The 15,389-nt window shown below is 37.9% G+C and carries 18 protein-coding genes and 1 riboswitch; of the genes, 4 read left to right on the top strand and 14 right to left on the bottom strand.

Annotation, left to right across the window (positions count from 1 at the left end; all coding sequences use genetic code 11):
• Positions 1-76: 76 nt before the first annotated feature.
• The 3 genes from AA980_RS14745 to AA980_RS14735 all read right to left on the bottom strand — a co-directional run bounded on the left by AA980_RS14745 (position 77) and on the right by AA980_RS14735 (position 2,279).
• The gene (locus AA980_RS14745; protein ID WP_024030315.1) at positions 77-658 is read right to left on the bottom strand and encodes a genetic competence negative regulator; all 582 of its coding nucleotides are present in this window, start codon (positions 656-658) and stop codon (positions 77-79) included.
• Between the two features lie 77 nt (positions 659-735).
• Entirely contained in the window at positions 736-1,515 is a 780-nt protein-coding gene (locus AA980_RS14740) for a metallophosphoesterase (protein ID WP_024030316.1), read from the bottom strand.
• Positions 1,516-1,646: 131 nt separating this feature from the next.
• Positions 1,647-2,279 carry a CBS domain-containing protein gene (locus AA980_RS14735; RefSeq protein ID WP_024030317.1) on the bottom strand — a complete coding sequence of 211 codons (633 nt, stop codon included), beginning with the start codon at positions 2,277-2,279 and terminating at the stop codon, positions 1,647-1,649.
• Positions 2,280-2,424: 145 nt separating this feature from the next.
• On the opposite strand from AA980_RS14735, the gene AA980_RS14730 reads away from it, so the two are divergent.
• From AA980_RS14730 to AA980_RS14720, 3 genes are all read left to right on the top strand, one after another.
• Complete coding sequence (locus tag AA980_RS14730; protein ID WP_024030318.1) at positions 2,425-2,655, top strand: spore coat associated protein CotJA; 231 nt, start codon at positions 2,425-2,427, stop codon at positions 2,653-2,655.
• A complete protein-coding gene (locus tag AA980_RS14725; protein ID WP_024030319.1) occupies positions 2,652-2,912 on the top strand; it encodes a spore coat protein CotJB in 261 nt (86 codons plus the stop codon). Before AA980_RS14730 ends, AA980_RS14725 begins: the two co-directional genes overlap by 4 nt.
• A 175-nt stretch (positions 2,913-3,087) precedes the next feature.
• Positions 3,088-3,657 (top strand): manganese catalase family protein, encoded by a 570-nt coding sequence (locus tag AA980_RS14720; protein WP_024030320.1) that lies wholly within the window; start codon positions 3,088-3,090, stop codon positions 3,655-3,657.
• Positions 3,658-3,685: 28 nt separating this feature from the next.
• Here the strand turns inward: AA980_RS14720 and AA980_RS14715 are convergent, their stop codons facing one another.
• The 5 genes from AA980_RS14715 to AA980_RS14695 form a co-directional block, all read right to left on the bottom strand.
• Complete coding sequence (locus AA980_RS14715; protein ID WP_024030321.1) at positions 3,686-4,141, bottom strand: DUF2663 family protein; 456 nt, start codon at positions 4,139-4,141, stop codon at positions 3,686-3,688.
• 86 nt (positions 4,142-4,227) lie between these two features.
• A complete protein-coding gene (locus AA980_RS14710) occupies positions 4,228-4,968 on the bottom strand; it encodes a LysM peptidoglycan-binding domain-containing protein (RefSeq protein ID WP_024030322.1) in 741 nt (246 codons plus the stop codon).
• On the bottom strand, positions 4,965-5,570 hold the full coding sequence (locus AA980_RS14705; RefSeq protein ID WP_024030323.1) for a CPBP family intramembrane glutamic endopeptidase: 606 nt from the start codon (positions 5,568-5,570) through the stop codon (positions 4,965-4,967). Before AA980_RS14705 ends, AA980_RS14710 begins: the two co-directional genes overlap by 4 nt.
• Entirely contained in the window at positions 5,567-7,075 is a 1,509-nt protein-coding gene (locus tag AA980_RS14700; RefSeq protein WP_047771703.1) for a RecQ family ATP-dependent DNA helicase, read from the bottom strand. The genes AA980_RS14705 and AA980_RS14700 overlap by 4 nt, the downstream gene beginning before the upstream one ends.
• Positions 7,075-8,112 (bottom strand): helix-turn-helix domain-containing protein, encoded by a 1,038-nt coding sequence (locus AA980_RS14695; RefSeq protein ID WP_024030325.1) that lies wholly within the window; start codon positions 8,110-8,112, stop codon positions 7,075-7,077. Before AA980_RS14695 ends, AA980_RS14700 begins: the two co-directional genes overlap by 1 nt.
• A 267-nt stretch (positions 8,113-8,379) precedes the next feature.
• Here AA980_RS14695 and AA980_RS14690 point away from each other — a divergent pair, with 267 nt between their 5' ends.
• Positions 8,380-8,628 carry a ferredoxin gene (locus tag AA980_RS14690; RefSeq protein ID WP_024030326.1) on the top strand — a complete coding sequence of 83 codons (249 nt, stop codon included), beginning with the start codon at positions 8,380-8,382 and terminating at the stop codon, positions 8,626-8,628.
• A 114-nt stretch (positions 8,629-8,742) separates the two neighbouring features.
• On the opposite strand, the gene AA980_RS14685 is transcribed toward AA980_RS14690, so the two are convergent.
• From AA980_RS14685 to AA980_RS14660, 6 genes are all read right to left on the bottom strand, one after another.
• The gene (locus tag AA980_RS14685; RefSeq protein ID WP_024030327.1) at positions 8,743-9,309 is read right to left on the bottom strand and encodes an ECF transporter S component; all 567 of its coding nucleotides are present in this window, start codon (positions 9,307-9,309) and stop codon (positions 8,743-8,745) included.
• 162 nt (positions 9,310-9,471) lie between these two features.
• Positions 9,472-9,606, bottom strand: a riboswitch (FMN riboswitch).
• 140 nt (positions 9,607-9,746) lie between these two features.
• Entirely contained in the window at positions 9,747-10,508 is a 762-nt protein-coding gene (locus tag AA980_RS14680) for a peptidoglycan DD-metalloendopeptidase family protein (protein WP_024030328.1), read from the bottom strand.
• 174 nt (positions 10,509-10,682) lie between these two features.
• Positions 10,683-11,879: a hypothetical protein gene (locus tag AA980_RS14675; RefSeq protein WP_024030329.1), complete on the bottom strand. Its 1,197-nt coding sequence runs from the start codon at positions 11,877-11,879 to the stop codon at positions 10,683-10,685.
• Positions 11,854-12,405, bottom strand: coding sequence for an RNA polymerase sigma factor SigX (gene sigX, locus AA980_RS14670; protein WP_024030330.1), 552 nt, complete (start codon positions 12,403-12,405; stop codon positions 11,854-11,856). Before sigX ends, AA980_RS14675 begins: the two co-directional genes overlap by 26 nt.
• Before the next feature lie 396 nt (positions 12,406-12,801).
• On the bottom strand, positions 12,802-14,583 hold the full coding sequence (locus AA980_RS14665; RefSeq protein ID WP_024026775.1) for an ATP-binding protein: 1,782 nt from the start codon (positions 14,581-14,583) through the stop codon (positions 12,802-12,804).
• Positions 14,580-15,296, bottom strand: coding sequence for a response regulator transcription factor (locus AA980_RS14660; protein ID WP_024026774.1), 717 nt, complete (start codon positions 15,294-15,296; stop codon positions 14,580-14,582). The genes AA980_RS14665 and AA980_RS14660 overlap by 4 nt, the downstream gene beginning before the upstream one ends.
• Positions 15,297-15,389 lie beyond the last annotated feature (93 nt).

The following is a 15,389-nucleotide window of genomic DNA, read 5'->3' as shown; positions in this document are numbered from 1 at the left end:
CCTGTTCGAAATCTTCTTTTTCGACTAAAAAAAGGGGCTGTTGGCCCCTTCGGAAATATATTTTCCTTAAAAACGTTTATTTAAAAAATTGAAGAATTGTTTCCACCGCTTTATATTTTATAATTGCTTTACCGTATTCAGCTAACACGTGCGGGCTTTGAATGGAGGGATTGCCGTATTCCGATAAAATGCAGGCAGTCATATCTTTATTTACAGTTTCTGCTTTATCCATCAAAAAGTAATAGTAATTCCCCATTGAATAGAGGCTTCCACCAAATATATCTACCGAGGACAGTCTTTTTGAAAGACTAATAATATCCTCAAATTCTTCAAACTCATATAAGAGGTCTTCACAGCCTTCAAGCCTTACCTGCATTTCAATAAAACCATCATATAATAACTGTTCATCATCTTTTAATTCATCAACGGTAATAATCAAAATCATACCTTGGGCCTGAAGCGAAAATATTTCAACTGCAACAGAACCCTGTATATCAACATCAAATTCTTCACTCGCCTCTTCGAGCATATCATGAAAGAGCTGATTCCATTTGCTTGAATCCTTCCAAATATCATCTTTGGAAAGTCCCCTTTCAAACAAATCATCAGAGGTTAAAAAAATTTTTATTTTATTGGCCGTTAAGCGTTCTAAGCGCATGCTTTTGCCCCCTGCCGTGACATAAACTTGTTTTCAGTGTATGCCTTAGGGTTCTATTGGTGAATTGTCTACATCAATCAAAACCGGTCCTTACCTTTTCTTAGCTTAATTAGATGGGTTTCTGCTGGCGCTCCAAGCCTTAAAGGAAGTGACGTTGTTCCGTAGCCATTACTAATTAACAGAATCGTATTTTCTAGTTTTTTAATGCCGCCTCGTTTTTGAGGACTATATCCGAAGATATGTATTTGTCCCCCATGCGTATGTCCGGATATCACAAGCCGAATATCATTTCCGGGTTGAATTTTATTAGTTATGCTTGGATAGTGGCTTGCTAAAATTTTGAAACTAGCAGCCTCCGCATCTAATAGTGCCAAATCAAGTCGATCCCGTTTTTGATTTACGTCATCCACTCCGAGTAAAGATAACTCCTCCCCTTGTTCTGATTCAAAGGTAACGGCTGTATTATCTAGGACTTTTATTCCTGTCTCGAGAAGGATTGTATCTAATTGATGATAATCAACTTCATAATCGTTATTACCCCATACAAAGTAAACGGGACCAATTTGCTTTAATTTCAACAGGTTTTCTCTAACGCGTTCAAAGGGTACACCCTTTTCCGTGAGATCCCCTCCGATGACGACGATATCAGCCTTCCCTTTAACGCCATTAATAATTTTGTCCGAAATGGTTCGCCTGTGAATATCCGAAATAAAAAAGAGCGAAACACTACCAAATGTGTCTGGGAAGTCAGAAAAAAATAATTCGTGTTCCGTTATATCGTTTAAAAATGCTTCTCGGAGCATATATATGAGTAGGCTTCCGCCAATTATAAACAGGACAACAAAAAGAACAAGCATTTTCTTTTTTCCCCATTTCCTAACTTAATGTTGTACAGAAATCATACCATAACCATATGGAAACTAGAAAACATAAAATCCCTCCCATACAATGTATGAGAGGGATTTGAAATATTCACCAATTCGTTTAATTAGTCTTCATCAATACTTAAGATACGAAAACCATATTCTTCGAGCTTCTTGGTAAACTTCTCAATATTATCCTTCTTTTCAATCTTCATGACGATTCTTCGTACGAGTTTATCGGTTTCATCGAAGGTAACAAGTGAAATGATGTGCTCATGGAAGTGATGGGCAATTTCTGAAAGACGCGCAATCCGGCCTTCTGTCTCAACAGAAGTAAATGAAATTCTCACACCCGGGCGGTTTACCCCAAATGCACTTTCAAATGAACTAAGAACGTCCGACCGTGTTACTGCACCAAGAAAATTCCGCTTATTGTCGACGACAGCTAACAGCGGAAAATCTTTCAAATTGAGAAGTGTTTTTTCAAATACTTCTCCACCCTCCAAAAAATTTTCTTGATGTGTTGCAATATCTTTAACGTACGTTGAATTTAAATATTCATCCTTGGTTTTGTCAGACAGAAAAAAACTTTCATAAATAGTATATCTTGTTGCAACACCTAAATATTTATCGCCGCTTAATACCGGGATTCCATCAATTTGATACTTTTCTAACATTTCTAAAGCTTCTTTTAGCGTTACACCTTCCTGTGCCGTATAACACTCATGCTTTGGTATCATCATATTTTTTACGAACAATTTGCATCACCTCAAAGTATTAATCCTACCTTTTATAATACTTCGACAACAAATGGAAAAACCCTTTAATATCTTAAAGTTTTATGACATGTATCACAAAAATATTTCATATGATTAATTGATGTTGAATAAAGGGAGGGCAACTATGAATACCCATCAAAAAACTTATCATCCATATGTCAGTCCATTCGACCCTTGCAAACCATTACTTGAAAAAACTTATTCTACCCCACCACATTTATATATGGGATTTCAACCACCTAATCTTCCCCAATTCACGCCTGCTGAAGCCCTTAGAGCGGGCACGCTTTGGAAAGACTTTTATGATCCGTATTATAACCATTTCGAAAAGGCACAAGGGGGACTTCAAACATGAAACAAGTACCCGCTGAGTATTATCCATTAATGGAACAGCTTCAAACGGTTGATTTTGTTTTGGTCGAGCTAACACTATACTTAGATACCCATCCGGATGACATGGAAGCAATCAATCAATTTAATCATTATGTTAAAGAAAGAAAAAAAATCAAAAAGGCATTTGAAAGCCAATTTGGACCATTACTGCAATTCGGAAACAGCTACTCCGGATATCCCTGGAATTGGAATGAAACACCGTGGCCGTGGCAAATTTAAAAGCGGAAGCGCCCGGTTAGCGGCGTATGGACTAGACCGCTCCGACTGAGATAAAGGAAACACGGTGAGCGAAGCGAGCCGATGTTGACTTATCGTAGGGAGGAGAGGGCTAGTACACTAGACGCTGGGCGCTGGAGCTAGACAGTATTCGAAGTATAAAGGAGGGACCGAGTAAATGTGGATTTATGAAAAAAAACTGCAATATCCTGTCCGTGTCAGCACCTGTAATCCAACGTTAGCAAAATATTTAATTGAGCAATATGGCGGTGCTGACGGTGAGCTTGCAGCGGCACTTCGCTATTTAAATCAAAGATATACTATTCCTGATAAAGTAATCGGGCTTCTTACGGATATTGGTACGGAGGAATTTGCACACCTTGAGATGATTGCCACAATGGTTTATAAATTAACGAAGGATGCCACACCTGAACAAATGAAAACGGCTGGACTTGGCGATCATTATGCTAACCATGATGGGGCACTGTTCTATCAAAATGCAGCAGGCGTGCCGTGGACAGCCTCCTATATTGCTGCAAAAGGCGACCCGATCGCTGATTTATACGAGGATATAGCGGCAGAAGAAAAGGCCAGGGCAACATATCAATGGCTCATTAATCTAAGTGACGACCCTGATATCAATGACAGCCTTCGTTTCTTGCGGGAGCGGGAAATCATTCATGCACAGCGGTTCCGTGAAGCCGTAGAAATCTTAAAAGAAGAGAGAGTTAGGAAGACGATTTTTTAAAAAATAAGAAGCAGATTAAACCTGCTTCTTATTTTTTTTCGTGATAAAGGTTAATGTCATATTGTTTTTTCATGATTTCAAAAACAATATGGCGGTTTTTCCATTCTTCCTCCCTCTTCCATAAATCCTTACTACGGTCGACAATTTCACAGCGCAATTCTTGAAATTCCTTCTCCTTTTTCTCCTTTTGTTGTTTTAAAAGATTCATTGCTCCAAACCCAATAATCGTCAAACTTAACAACAAAACATTGATGGTATTATTTAAAGCAGCCGATAACATCGCTAAAAAAGAATAAGAATAATGTTCAGCAATTGTAAAATAGAAATAAGCAAAGAAAAAAAAGGCAAACAAAAGTGTCCCATATACCGAAAAATAATGCCATCTTTTTGTGTCTTCAAACTTTTTCTTTCTTTTCCTAACATTTTCTAACATTTGCTTCGTTGCTTGATCGGTATTCTCAAGTAATTGGATTGGAGAATCCATTTTATCAACCTCCATTTCTCCATTTATTCATATGAACTTGTCCTGTGCTTTATGTTGATAAACGCAAAAAACCGATCTGGGATCGGTTAGTTGTTTAACGGTATTTTCAAAACTTGACCAACTTGAATTTGATCGCTGTGCAGATTGTTGGCTTTTTTGATAATATCTATTCCTTTTGTTGAATAATAATATTTATTTGCCAGTTTAAAGAGAGTTTCTTGCGGCTGGACAGTATGATAAATAATTTTATCTTGCTTTGGCGGCGTATTAGTTTGGTTATTTGTCTTCTGCTCTTGCTGCGGACTGTTCTTGTCTGAGTCCTGCTTATTTACATTGGCTGCATTAGATGCAGGGGGTGGAGGAGAAGAATTGACATTATTAGTAGTAACAGGCTGGTCATCATCTACCTTTGGCTCTTCGCTCTTTTCTTCTGGTGTAATCAATTCCGTACTATCATCCTTTATTTCCTTCAGTTGGTCGGATTTGTCTACTTTACTTTCGTCATCTTTCTTCTGCTTTTCAAAATTTATTGGTTCATTCCACACTGAGCCTCCTGAGTTTTTTTCTGTTCCATTGATTTTTTTTACGCCATCACTGTATGAAATTACACTATAAATAATGACGGGAAGGAGGATAAACGATAAGACTAGAAAACTAATAACTGGATATTTTAGCTTCCATTTTGTTTTCTTTTTCTTTTGACGATGAATCTGCTCTCTCGGAGGTAATTTGTCACCCTCCTCGACAATTTCATTTTTTTCATTAATTTTTTGAATCCGCTGTTTCAATCTCTCTGCTTGATCTCTATATGGTTCTTCTTTGTTCACGTGGCAGCTCCCCCCTGTTCATCAGCCATTTTTTTTCGTCTTAATTTAATATATATGCCTAACAGAAAATCGATAACAAAATGCATAACAATCGTAACCGCTAAATTATCTGTCCACTCATAAATCATCCCAATAATAAAGCTTAGCAAGATAATATTTAAAAATAAGAACCAATTAAACAGGTAGCGATAGTGAATAATCGCAAAAATAATACTTGCCAGGATGAGTCCAACCTTTGTTTGAATAATTCCGCGGAATAGTAATTCTTCACTAAATGCGACTAACCCAGCAATCACCATTATATGGATAAAACTTCTTTTTCTGAAAATCCTTTCATTAAGTCCCCCGTCATCATAAAAAGAAGCAGGCAGCAACTTCATTAAAACAATATCAATGAATACCACCGCAACACCAGCAGGGATGCCTATAATAGCAACTTGAATGTCATTCAAGTGGATCTTGCTCAAATAGGAGAAATGATCATATAAAAGAAACCCTAAAATAAACGAAATTGCCAGAAGAATAATTTGAGTCATATATAAGTGAAATAGTAATTCTTTATCCGTTAAATTTGTGATTAATTCATTATACTTCTTTTTCATTTGCTCAACTCACGATTAATTAAGATTTTGGCAAGATAGTCCTTCCACAACTCCTCATTTGCTTTTGGCATTGGGGCAAGCTGTCCGGTTTGATAATCATTTAGTTGCAGTCCACATTGGTCACAGCAGAATGGAACCTTACCTGACGATGCTTCATCAAAATATCGCAAGATTAATTCTCGCCGGCAAGAAGTGGCTTCTACCCATTTTTTCATTTGAAAAATATTTTTTTTCTTAACGATAAATCTTTCATTAATAAATTTCTTAAAAGCCGCTTGCAGCTCTTCAAGCCGACTTGAGTGTCGATGCGGGCTATAAACAAAGTCCTCGATAATTCTCCATTGAACTTCTGAAAAACCACCAAACTCCTTAAATTGATTAGGCAGCTGCCCTCCAACATCCATTGATCTTTGTTCATCCGATAATCTGTTGAACAGCCAATCAATTTGCTGCTCTGAAGGCAATTCACCTTCTGCAAGATGGATTGGAAGCTGCTCATCTCCGGGTGAATGCAATAATACCGCAATACTTGGGAGCCCATCCCGTCCTGCCCTGCCGATTTCCTGCAGATAGGATTCCATTTGCATCGGCATGTGATAGTGGATAATAAACCGAATATTTTCTTTATTTACCCCCATCCCAAATGCACTTGTTGCACAGATTACATCCAGCTGTCCGTAGATAAATTGTTGTTGGATTAAAATCCTTGAATTTTGATCCACGCCACCGTGATAGGGCATTGCCCGGCAAACCCCTTTGTCTACTAGTAATGATGCTATTTGTTCTGCCGCTTTTTTGCTTGTAAAATAAATGATACCTGGTTTTTGCAGACTAGTTACCAGTTCAATTACTCTGTCTTTCTTATCATGATAGTCGGATAAGTTTTCAACATACATTGCTATATTCGGGCGGTCAATCGTCGATTCTATTTTGTTTATTTTTTCTATTCGAAGAGAAGCAATAATATCCTCTCTTACCCTGCTTGTAGCAGTAGCGGTAAGTGCAAGGGTTAGGGGATCACCTAATTTTTGGCGAATGTCGCCCAGTTTTGAATAATCAGGACGAAAATCATAACCCCATTGTGAGATACAATGTGCTTCATCAACAACAAACAATGAGATGTCTAGACCTTGCAGTCTCCCCATTATAAAGGGAATCCTCAGCATTTCCTGAGATATGAAAATAAACTTATAACTGCTTAAGCTTGTAAGTACATTATTTCTTTCCTCTGATGAAAGAAATGAATTCAAGGCAATGACCCTTTTTTCACCAAACCGTTTAAATTGTTCTACCTGATCCTGCATAAGGGAAAGCAGTGGAGAAATAATTAAGATCTTCCCTTTTAAAATAAGCCCAGGAAGTTGGTAACACAACGATTTACCAGTTCCTGTCGGTAGCATCGCCAATGTATGATTTCCAGCAAGGATGGAAGAGATTACTTCCTTCTGTCCGGTTTTAAACGAATAATAACCAAAATGCTTTTCTAAAATACTTTCTAATTCCATTATCGATCACCATACTTCGCCAGCACTAACCTTATTTGAAAATAAGTGGCTGCTGGCACTTTCTCTCTTATCAGCTTTAGCTTTTTAGTAGCTGAATGTTTGGATATTTCAAGAATTTTCGTTTGCAGCTCTGTATCCACAAAAGTATCAATTGAGAAATCTTTGACATTTAATGCAAATTCAACAAAATGATCTTCAATTGTACTTAACTTCAGATGTCTGTGATTTGCAATCATCTCTGGGGAATATCCTTGATTTAATAATTTTTGCGTTTTCCTTGAAGAGAATGTTAATTCATTTTCTTGCATCAAATCCTGCATTAAATAGGCTAAAACCGTAAAGCGATTAGCCTTTTCGTTAATATTTCGAATCAAGTAATGTAATATATTAATGAATCCAATATGGTAATCATGATAATCCAACTGTAGTCTTTTAGCTGTCTGTGATGCCGTTAATCCAATTTGCTGAAAACCAGTCAGCCGAAACACCAACAGCGAGGGATCGATATCATGCGCTTCATCGAAGCATTCCACTAGCTCGGAATAAACAATTGTCCCCATTTCCTTCCTTGGGACTCTGACTTCTCTTAAAACAGATTTCAGCCATTGATGAACATGCTTATTTTTTTGGATAGGTATGTATCTTGATTCTTGGAAAACAAGATTCGAAGTGACCTGAATAAAGAAACTCAGCCTTTCCCAAAACTGCGTAGTGAATGAATGATGGTCCCAGCCATTTAGATATTTAGGTAATGGATGGTTTCCTAAAAAAGACTTACCTGTGGGCGTTGGAAGGAATCGCTGCTCGCCACAATTATAGATCCATTCACTTTCTTGCATCATCTGAATGATGTCTTCGAAGGATTCTCTTGTTAGAGGTTCGTATACGCCAAAAAAGTTTTTCAAAGAAAATAAGTGGGCATCTTGGATGGTTTGGGATGACTTTTTTCCGTTCAAAAGATGAAAGATAGAATATATTGTCCGTTCTCCGTTTAATTGTGTTAAACAGTACAGAATTATCGATGCTAATCGCGCCACCCAAGCTCTCCTCCCACACTTTTTCGAATTATCTCGACAAAATGTCCTTTTTTTCTTCCTTTTATTCTACCATGAAATGATGATTCTTGTTGCCCGAAATTGTGGAAGTTTATTTAATTCAATTAAACAAACAATAGTATTTAAAAGCATTTTTCTATTGAAAAGTTGCTCATACAGTTTTACAATAGATATGAGTAATGCGTTTCCATTTTCACAATGGAAAACGAGGAAGAATAATTTTGTTATATTACTGGGAGGTTTTTTTTCATGGCAAAGTATACGATTGTGGACAAGGAAACTTGCATCGCTTGCGGGGCATGTGGCGCAGCAGCACCAGATATTTATGATTATGATGATGAAGGCATTGCATTTGTAACTCTTGACGATAATGAAGGTATCGTTGAAATTCCAGATGTATTAATTGATGATATGATGGATGCTTTTGAAGGCTGCCCAACTGATTCAATCAAAGTTGCCGATGAAGCATTTGATGGCAATCCAACTAAATTCGAATAATATTTTGTCAAAAAAAGTATTCTTAAGCTACTAGCCCCCTTCTTCTTCGACGGGGGTTTTATTTTTTTCATTTAAAAAGCAATCAGGAGGGTATCCTGATTGCTTTATTTATAATTATACACTTTTCACAGTGGAAAATTTCTTAATCCATGCCTGCATCCGGGTGAATAGTAACATAAAGACGATCGACATGACAACACCTTTTATGATATTGAACGGCAGAATTCCAGGAACCACATAGGTACGCAAGTCAGGATAGTGCAGAAGGGCCGTATAGGCAGGGAGTATAAAAAAATAATTTAATACACTCATCATAACCGCCATTGTGGTTGTGCCAAGTATTAAAGCAAGTGTCATGCCTTTTCGCGTCTTTATTTTATTGTATAAATAATAAGTCGGCAAGATAAACAGAATTCCCGCTAGAAAATTAGCAATATGGCCTACCGGAATCCCTGTTTGACTTCCAGTCGCAATATAATTTAAAACATTTTTGAAAAACTCAACTAATATTCCTGCAATCGGTCCTAAGAGTAATGCTGCAATCAATGCGGGGATATCGCTGAAATCGATTAATAAGAAACCTTGGAATGGCGGCAATGGAAAATTTAATAGCATTAACAGATAGGCAATACTGCTCAGCATTCCAATTGTCACCATAGTTTTTACTCTTGTGTTCTTCATTTTCCTCTCTCCTTTTTTGATCCATCGCTTAAGGAAGAGAGGTTCGGCAATTCAGATACCCTTGTAAAAAAAACACCCTCAAGAAATTTTCTTGAGGGAGATTTACGAAGGCACGCTTAATAAACGTTCAATCGCAAAAATTTTTTTGAACGTCTGCAGAACCTCCATCTTCTCCCATCCAGACTATACTGTCGGCTTTGGAATCACACCAAATCCTGCCTAAAAAGGCTCGCGGGCTTAGAGTATTAACTACTCAATACCGCCGATCGGGAATTTCACCCTGCCCCGAAGATAGATCGATATTAAATTACAAGTTTATTATACTGGAGAAACGTCATTTTGTTAAGCGAAAGATTTCACGTTTCAACTTTTTGGCTTGTTTTTCAACAATTTCATAACAAAACCCGTGGACAAATATGTCCACGGGTCACCGATATTCAGTGAACAACTAATATTTGTTTCGGTCTAATTAGATCAGAAGCAAGGTGGTTTAATTCTTTGATTCTCGATATTGAAATCTTTTGTTTCTTTGCAATCGAGTACAAGCTATCGCCCTGTTTAACGATATAGATGGTATCTTTTGATAAATTATTTAATCGCGGGTTGCCTTCAACTACCGGATGGAAATGGGAGCTTGCCGCTAAAACGTTATCACCAATATTTGCGATTCCACCATGTACAGCTTCGCCGACGTCTGCTTTTCCGAGGAGCCTTTCCGGATCCATTGCATACCTTTTATCATATCTCCATTCCATTTGGTGGGCCTCAAAATGGAGATGGGTTCCGGTGGCTACTCCTGTTCTACCCATTTTACCGATAACTTCACCTTGTTTTATCGTTTGGCCAGGTAGTACATTCCGCTTATTTAAGTGGGCATAAACGGTTACCAAATTATTTGGATGTTTAACAAATACCACATTCCCATATGTATTAGAATAATAGGCTTTGACTACTTCTCCCCCATCAACAGCAAGCACGGGAGTATCGATTTTCCCTGCGATATCAATTCCTTTATGTTTCCCCTGCCTCGTTCCATATGTATCAGATATAACACCATCCGCCGGCCAAATCCAGCGATTCTTCATTTCATTTGTCTCTAGCATACCCGCAGCCTCCGAATGTTTGCCTCCTATGAACAATAAACTGACACAAAGCGCCATAATGATGGCAATCAAAAACCTCTTTATGTAGTCACGCATATTTACCTTTTCCTCCTTTATAACTTGACCGCTCTCTTCCACACGATATGTTTGTCTAATCAGATTTAGAACATATGGATTAGCGAGTCAGGGCTTGAGCATACTTGTTATAATTTGGACTACACCTCAATTTTATGCAAAAAAAAATCAACCTATTCGGTTGATTTTTGAATTTTAATGGATATCACGGAGGTTTGGAGCCACTGGCACCTTGGTTTCTTTAGTTAAATCAAATGGTCCCAGATGTGTTAATCGTGATTCTTTCACAATTACTTTTTCCAAACCAAATTGTTTAGCAGTTAATAGTAACGCCTCGAACGAAGCTACTGTAAGCTGATCATCCTTCATGTCGATAATGTCCTTAAATGAAACAAATAAGGTTTTGCCGTTTACGGTTACATCGGATAACGGCTGTAAATGCTCCAGAGAGCCATTTAGCCTATACGTAGGGTTATTGGTCTTCATATCTTCAAAGGCACTGTTAATATCTTTATAAGTACCTATTGAAGGTGCTAAAAATGGCAGTTCACTGCCTTCGGGAAAATGAAAGAAAAAGGCATGTTGTTTCACTTCAATAATTTCATGATTTTTTACTCTTCCCGTATTACCTAATTCAATACCTGCTTCTTTATTAGTAAAAAAGTTCAACTTTTTAATAGTGCTATTTGAGAATACATCATTATTTACCGTTTTAATAAAACTGGTTTCCTCCGTAGATCCTTGTCCGTACTTATGATTATCCGGAACCACAACGTCTACACTATTTGTCTTTTCATCGAGATTCATCGAAAGTTTGAGCGGATAGTAATCAGACAATCCCCACTCCTCTTCCTTTAAATTCGCCATATTATCAACAAATTGTGTTAGCCAAGTCTTATCTTTTTCAGCAGGAACGATGATCGAAACTGGAACGAGAATCTGCACCTGCGAGTCCGGAATCCAATAAGTTAATACCTTTCGATCTGTTACATCTTCATCATAGACTGCTGTTTTGATGCTGGCTGCACTCATAAGCCCCATTTTTTTCTCGTTCGTTTCAGAAACCGACTTATTTGGTATAGAAGCTTGATCTTTCATTGCAATGGTTGAATCCTTTTCCGCTGACTTCATTGCTTGGCTGTTCCCTGAAGATTTTTCCTCGTTTGCGGAATCGTATGAGAAATTTGTCCCATCGATCATTTTAGGAACTAAGATGAAAAAAAGCAGCAATGCCGCTGCGACAGCCAAGCCTGGTAACAGCCATGTTTTCGTTTTACGCTTTTTTAGAGACAGATTTTGATAAATGTCACGAGGATCGCGATGATCTTTAATTTTTGGCATTTGCATTAATAGTTCTTCGAGCTCTCTATCGCTCCACTCCGACTTTTTCACTAGTTACTCCCTCCTTTTCATAGGACATTTCCATCTGTTTCTTTAATATCTTTAAGGAGCGGTGTTGTGTTGTTTTAACTTTACTTTCCGTCCAACCTAATGCTTTTGCTGTTTCAGCAATAGATAAATCCTGCAGATAGCGCAAAATAATGACGGCACGTTGATCCATTGTGCAAAATTCAAGACATTTATAAATCCATTTGATTTCTTCTTTCTGGACGGTAATCTCCTCTGGTATTGGATACTCATCCCTTACATGATTAGTTGACCAATCGAATTTTTCGAGTATTTTTTCTTTCCAACCCTTTTGTTTACGGAAAAAGTCGATGGCTACGTTTCTAGCAATCGAAAACAGCCATGTCTTTTCGCTGCTTTTTCCTTCAAAACGATCATATGACTTAAATACCCGAATATAGACCTCTTGAACCAGATCCTCTGCGTGTTCTTTATTTCTAACCATATAAAATAGAAATTGAAAAACGTCATGATGATATTTTTGATAAAGTTCCTCGAAAACGGAGTCCATCAATTCCCCTCCCCGTTCATAATATTAGTCGTTTTCTATGTATAAAAGGTTACACCTTACTAATATAGACTTTTTTCAGCCAAAATGGAAGGTATTAACTGGTAGTTATTTGTTTAAAGTTTATGAATTATTGGAAAAAGCTCATCCCAAAGGATGAGCTTTTAAATAATATAAGAATTTATATCATTGGACTTTGAGAATTGTCCAGCTCCAGTGCCCTAGCGGCTAATGTCCTTCGCTCTCCGCCCTACGATAAGTCAACATCGGTTCGCTTGCGCTCACCGTGTTTCCTTTATCTCAGTTGGAGCGCTCCAGGCCATACGCCGCTGACCAGGGCACTTGCGCTTTTCTATGTTCCCCGTGAATCAAGAACAATCGGCAAATTACTTGTTAATCTTACTTTTTTCGAGGGAGCAGGAAGGAGAATGTCGTTCCAATCCCGACTTTACTTTGAACCGAGATATGGCCTCGATGTGCATCAATAATATTCTTTGCAATCGCAAGCCCGAGCCCGGTACCAGCTCTTCCACGTGTCCTTGCTTTGTCTGCTTTATAAAAGCGCTCAAAAACAAACGGTAAATCTTCTTCAGGGATACCAGAGCCAGAATCTTTTACTTCCATCCTTATACCATTATCTTCTGAAGTAATCGTAACCTTAACTGATCCTTCTCTTGGGGTATGCCTAATCGCATTATCAATTAAATTTGTTAAAACCTGTTCAATACGATCAGGGTCAAACGATACAGAAGTAATTTCCTTCTCAATTTCAGCATCCAACTGAATGTCATGGTCTTTTGCCAATCCTTGAAACTTATGAATGATTCTGCTGATAAATTGCGAAAGATCTATCTCTTCCATGGTTAATTGTAAATGTCCAGCTTCCATCCGTGCCAGATCCAAGAGTTCATTAACCAGCCGGCCCATCCGTAATGATTCATCATAAATGACCTTTGCCATTTCTTTCTTTTCTTCCTGTGATTCAGCAATATCGTCAACAATCGCTTCACTATATCCCTGGAGCATGGAAATCGGTGTCCTCAGCTCATGTGAAACATTGGCAATGAAGTCCTGTCTCATCTTTTCTAATTGTCTTTCCTCCGTCATATCCCTTAAGACAGCTACAGCGCCGCGGATAAACTGGTTACTATATAAAGGACTCACCAAAATGACCCAATGACGGCCTTGAAGTGAAATTTCACCAATTTTCTCCTTTTCAGTATCAACAGCTTGTTGAAAAAGCTCCATAACCTGGGCTGGAATTGCCTCTGAATCTGATGTAACTCCACTTTTTTCATAATACCAATATTGGAGAAATCGGTCTGCAGGAGGATTAGTGATCAAAATCGTTCCATCCCGATTAAAGGTAATGACTCCATCTGCCATACTGCTTAAAATACTGGCAAGCTGCTCTTTTTCCTGGCTGAGGGCATTCATGTTGAACTTTAACTGCCTGCCCATTTGATTAAAGGCCGTTGCCAGCTCGCCAATTTCATCATGAGTAAGGATAGGAACCTTCGTATCAAACTTCCCTCTCGCCACTTCAAACGCAGCCTCTCTCATTTTTCTAAGCGGTGCAGTAATTCTTGTAGACAGAAAGAAGGCAAAAATAGTTGTTAGAACAATGGCAACGCCAGCAACAAGCAGAATAAACTTTGTCGTTGATTGTGAGGTTTCCTGCATAACTTCTAAGGATTGATAAATAAATACAGCTCCATCTTTTTCACCTGGCAGATGCAGCGGGACACCTATTATCGAATAATTAGTACCTCTCGTCCCATCACTAGCCGAAAGGTCAGAAACTTTTTCAACCGTTGTGTTTTTGCGAAACACCTTTGATAATTCGGGATCATTTTTGATATCTTTTATCGATAATTTTTTTGCACCTTCTGTATTTGGAGAGTAATAGATTTCATTATCATTTTTTACAATGACAACTTTGGTTACATTATCGATAATTTCCCAAGATATTTCTAAACCAATAGGTAATTTATCGTTTGGATGCCCTTCTAGGACATGAGCGATTTTTTCAGCTGTATGGGTTAAATCCTTCTTGGTTTGTTGGATATTATAATTTTGGAAAAACTCAAGCAGCATAACTGTTAAGATAAACAGGATGAATGAAACTAATAAAAGAATGGTAAACCAAAGTTTACCTACAACACTTCGTAAAAAGGTCATTCATTAACTACCTCAAATTTATAGCCGACTCCCCAAACCGTTACAATCATTCTAGCGGCTTGTTCGGAAACCTTGTTTAATTTTTCACGCAGGCGTTTTACATGTGTATCGACCGTCCGTAAGTCGCCGAAAAATTCATAATGCCAAACCTCTTTCAGTAATTGTTCACGGTCAAACACTTTATCCGGGGCTTTTGCCAAGAAATAAAGCAATTCATATTCTTTTGGTGTTAAGCTAACTTCCTTGCCATCAGCAGTTACACGGTGGGCATCATTGTCAATTGTTAAATGCGGAAATACAATAACATCCTTAGTGGTCGTTTCTGTTTGCAAATAACTTGTTTGTGATGCCCTTCTTAACAGCGCTTTAACACGTAAGACAACCTCACGAGGGCTGAATGGTTTGACTATATAGTCATCTGTGCCCACCTCAAAGCCCTGAACACGATTAATTTCCTCACCTTTTGCCGTTAACATAATAATAGGAGTTGCCTTTTTTTCTCTTAGTTCACGACAAACCTCAATACCATCCTTACCAGGCATCATTAAGTCGAGCAAAATAACATCATAATCATTTGTTGTTGCTTTGAATAAAGCCTCGTTTCCATCTTCTGCTTCGTCAATTGTATACTCTTCACGCTCTAAATACATTTTTAATAAACGGCGAATTCTTTCCTCATCATCTACTACTAAAATTTTCACGTCTCGGTCCATTATTAATCCCCCCATAGAGTTTATTTTACAAAATGGTATTGTTTTTTGCTATCTTTTCGTAGTATTTACTCCTATAAAAAGTGTCAATAATTT

The sequence above is a fragment of the Neobacillus vireti genome, from assembly GCF_001026695.1.
Lineage (GTDB): Bacteria > Bacillota > Bacilli > Bacillales > Cytobacillaceae > Neobacillus > Neobacillus vireti.
This window is presented reverse-complemented; position numbering and strand designations above follow the sequence as displayed.

Bases quoted from the DNA above. Each gene is read 5' to 3' on its own strand.
- AA980_RS14685 (WP_024030327.1), bottom strand. From the start codon at position 9,309: ATGAAGAACACAAGAGTAAAAACTATGGTGACAATTGGAATGCTGAGC.
- AA980_RS14705 (WP_024030323.1), bottom strand. From the start codon at position 5,570: ATGAAAAAGAAGTATAATGAATTAATCACAAATTTAACGGATAAAGAA.
- AA980_RS14730 (WP_024030318.1), top strand. From the start codon at position 2,425: ATGAATACCCATCAAAAAACTTATCATCCATATGTCAGTCCATTCGAC.
- sigX (WP_024030330.1), bottom strand. From the start codon at position 12,405: ATGGACTCCGTTTTCGAGGAACTTTATCAAAAATATCATCATGACGTT.
- AA980_RS14665 (WP_024026775.1), bottom strand. From the start codon at position 14,583: ATGACCTTTTTACGAAGTGTTGTAGGTAAACTTTGGTTTACCATTCTT.
- AA980_RS14725 (WP_024030319.1), top strand. From the start codon at position 2,652: ATGAAACAAGTACCCGCTGAGTATTATCCATTAATGGAACAGCTTCAA.
- AA980_RS14690 (WP_024030326.1), top strand. From the start codon at position 8,380: ATGGCAAAGTATACGATTGTGGACAAGGAAACTTGCATCGCTTGCGGG.
- AA980_RS14720 (WP_024030320.1), top strand. From the start codon at position 3,088: ATGTGGATTTATGAAAAAAAACTGCAATATCCTGTCCGTGTCAGCACC.
- AA980_RS14745 (WP_024030315.1), bottom strand. From the start codon at position 658: ATGCGCTTAGAACGCTTAACGGCCAATAAAATAAAAATTTTTTTAACC.
- AA980_RS14700 (WP_047771703.1), bottom strand. From the start codon at position 7,075: ATGGAATTAGAAAGTATTTTAGAAAAGCATTTTGGTTATTATTCGTTT.
- AA980_RS14680 (WP_024030328.1), bottom strand. From the start codon at position 10,508: ATGCGTGACTACATAAAGAGGTTTTTGATTGCCATCATTATGGCGCTT.
- AA980_RS14740 (WP_024030316.1), bottom strand. From the start codon at position 1,515: ATGCTTGTTCTTTTTGTTGTCCTGTTTATAATTGGCGGAAGCCTACTC.
- AA980_RS14715 (WP_024030321.1), bottom strand. From the start codon at position 4,141: ATGGATTCTCCAATCCAATTACTTGAGAATACCGATCAAGCAACGAAG.
- AA980_RS14660 (WP_024026774.1), bottom strand. From the start codon at position 15,296: ATGGACCGAGACGTGAAAATTTTAGTAGTAGATGATGAGGAAAGAATT.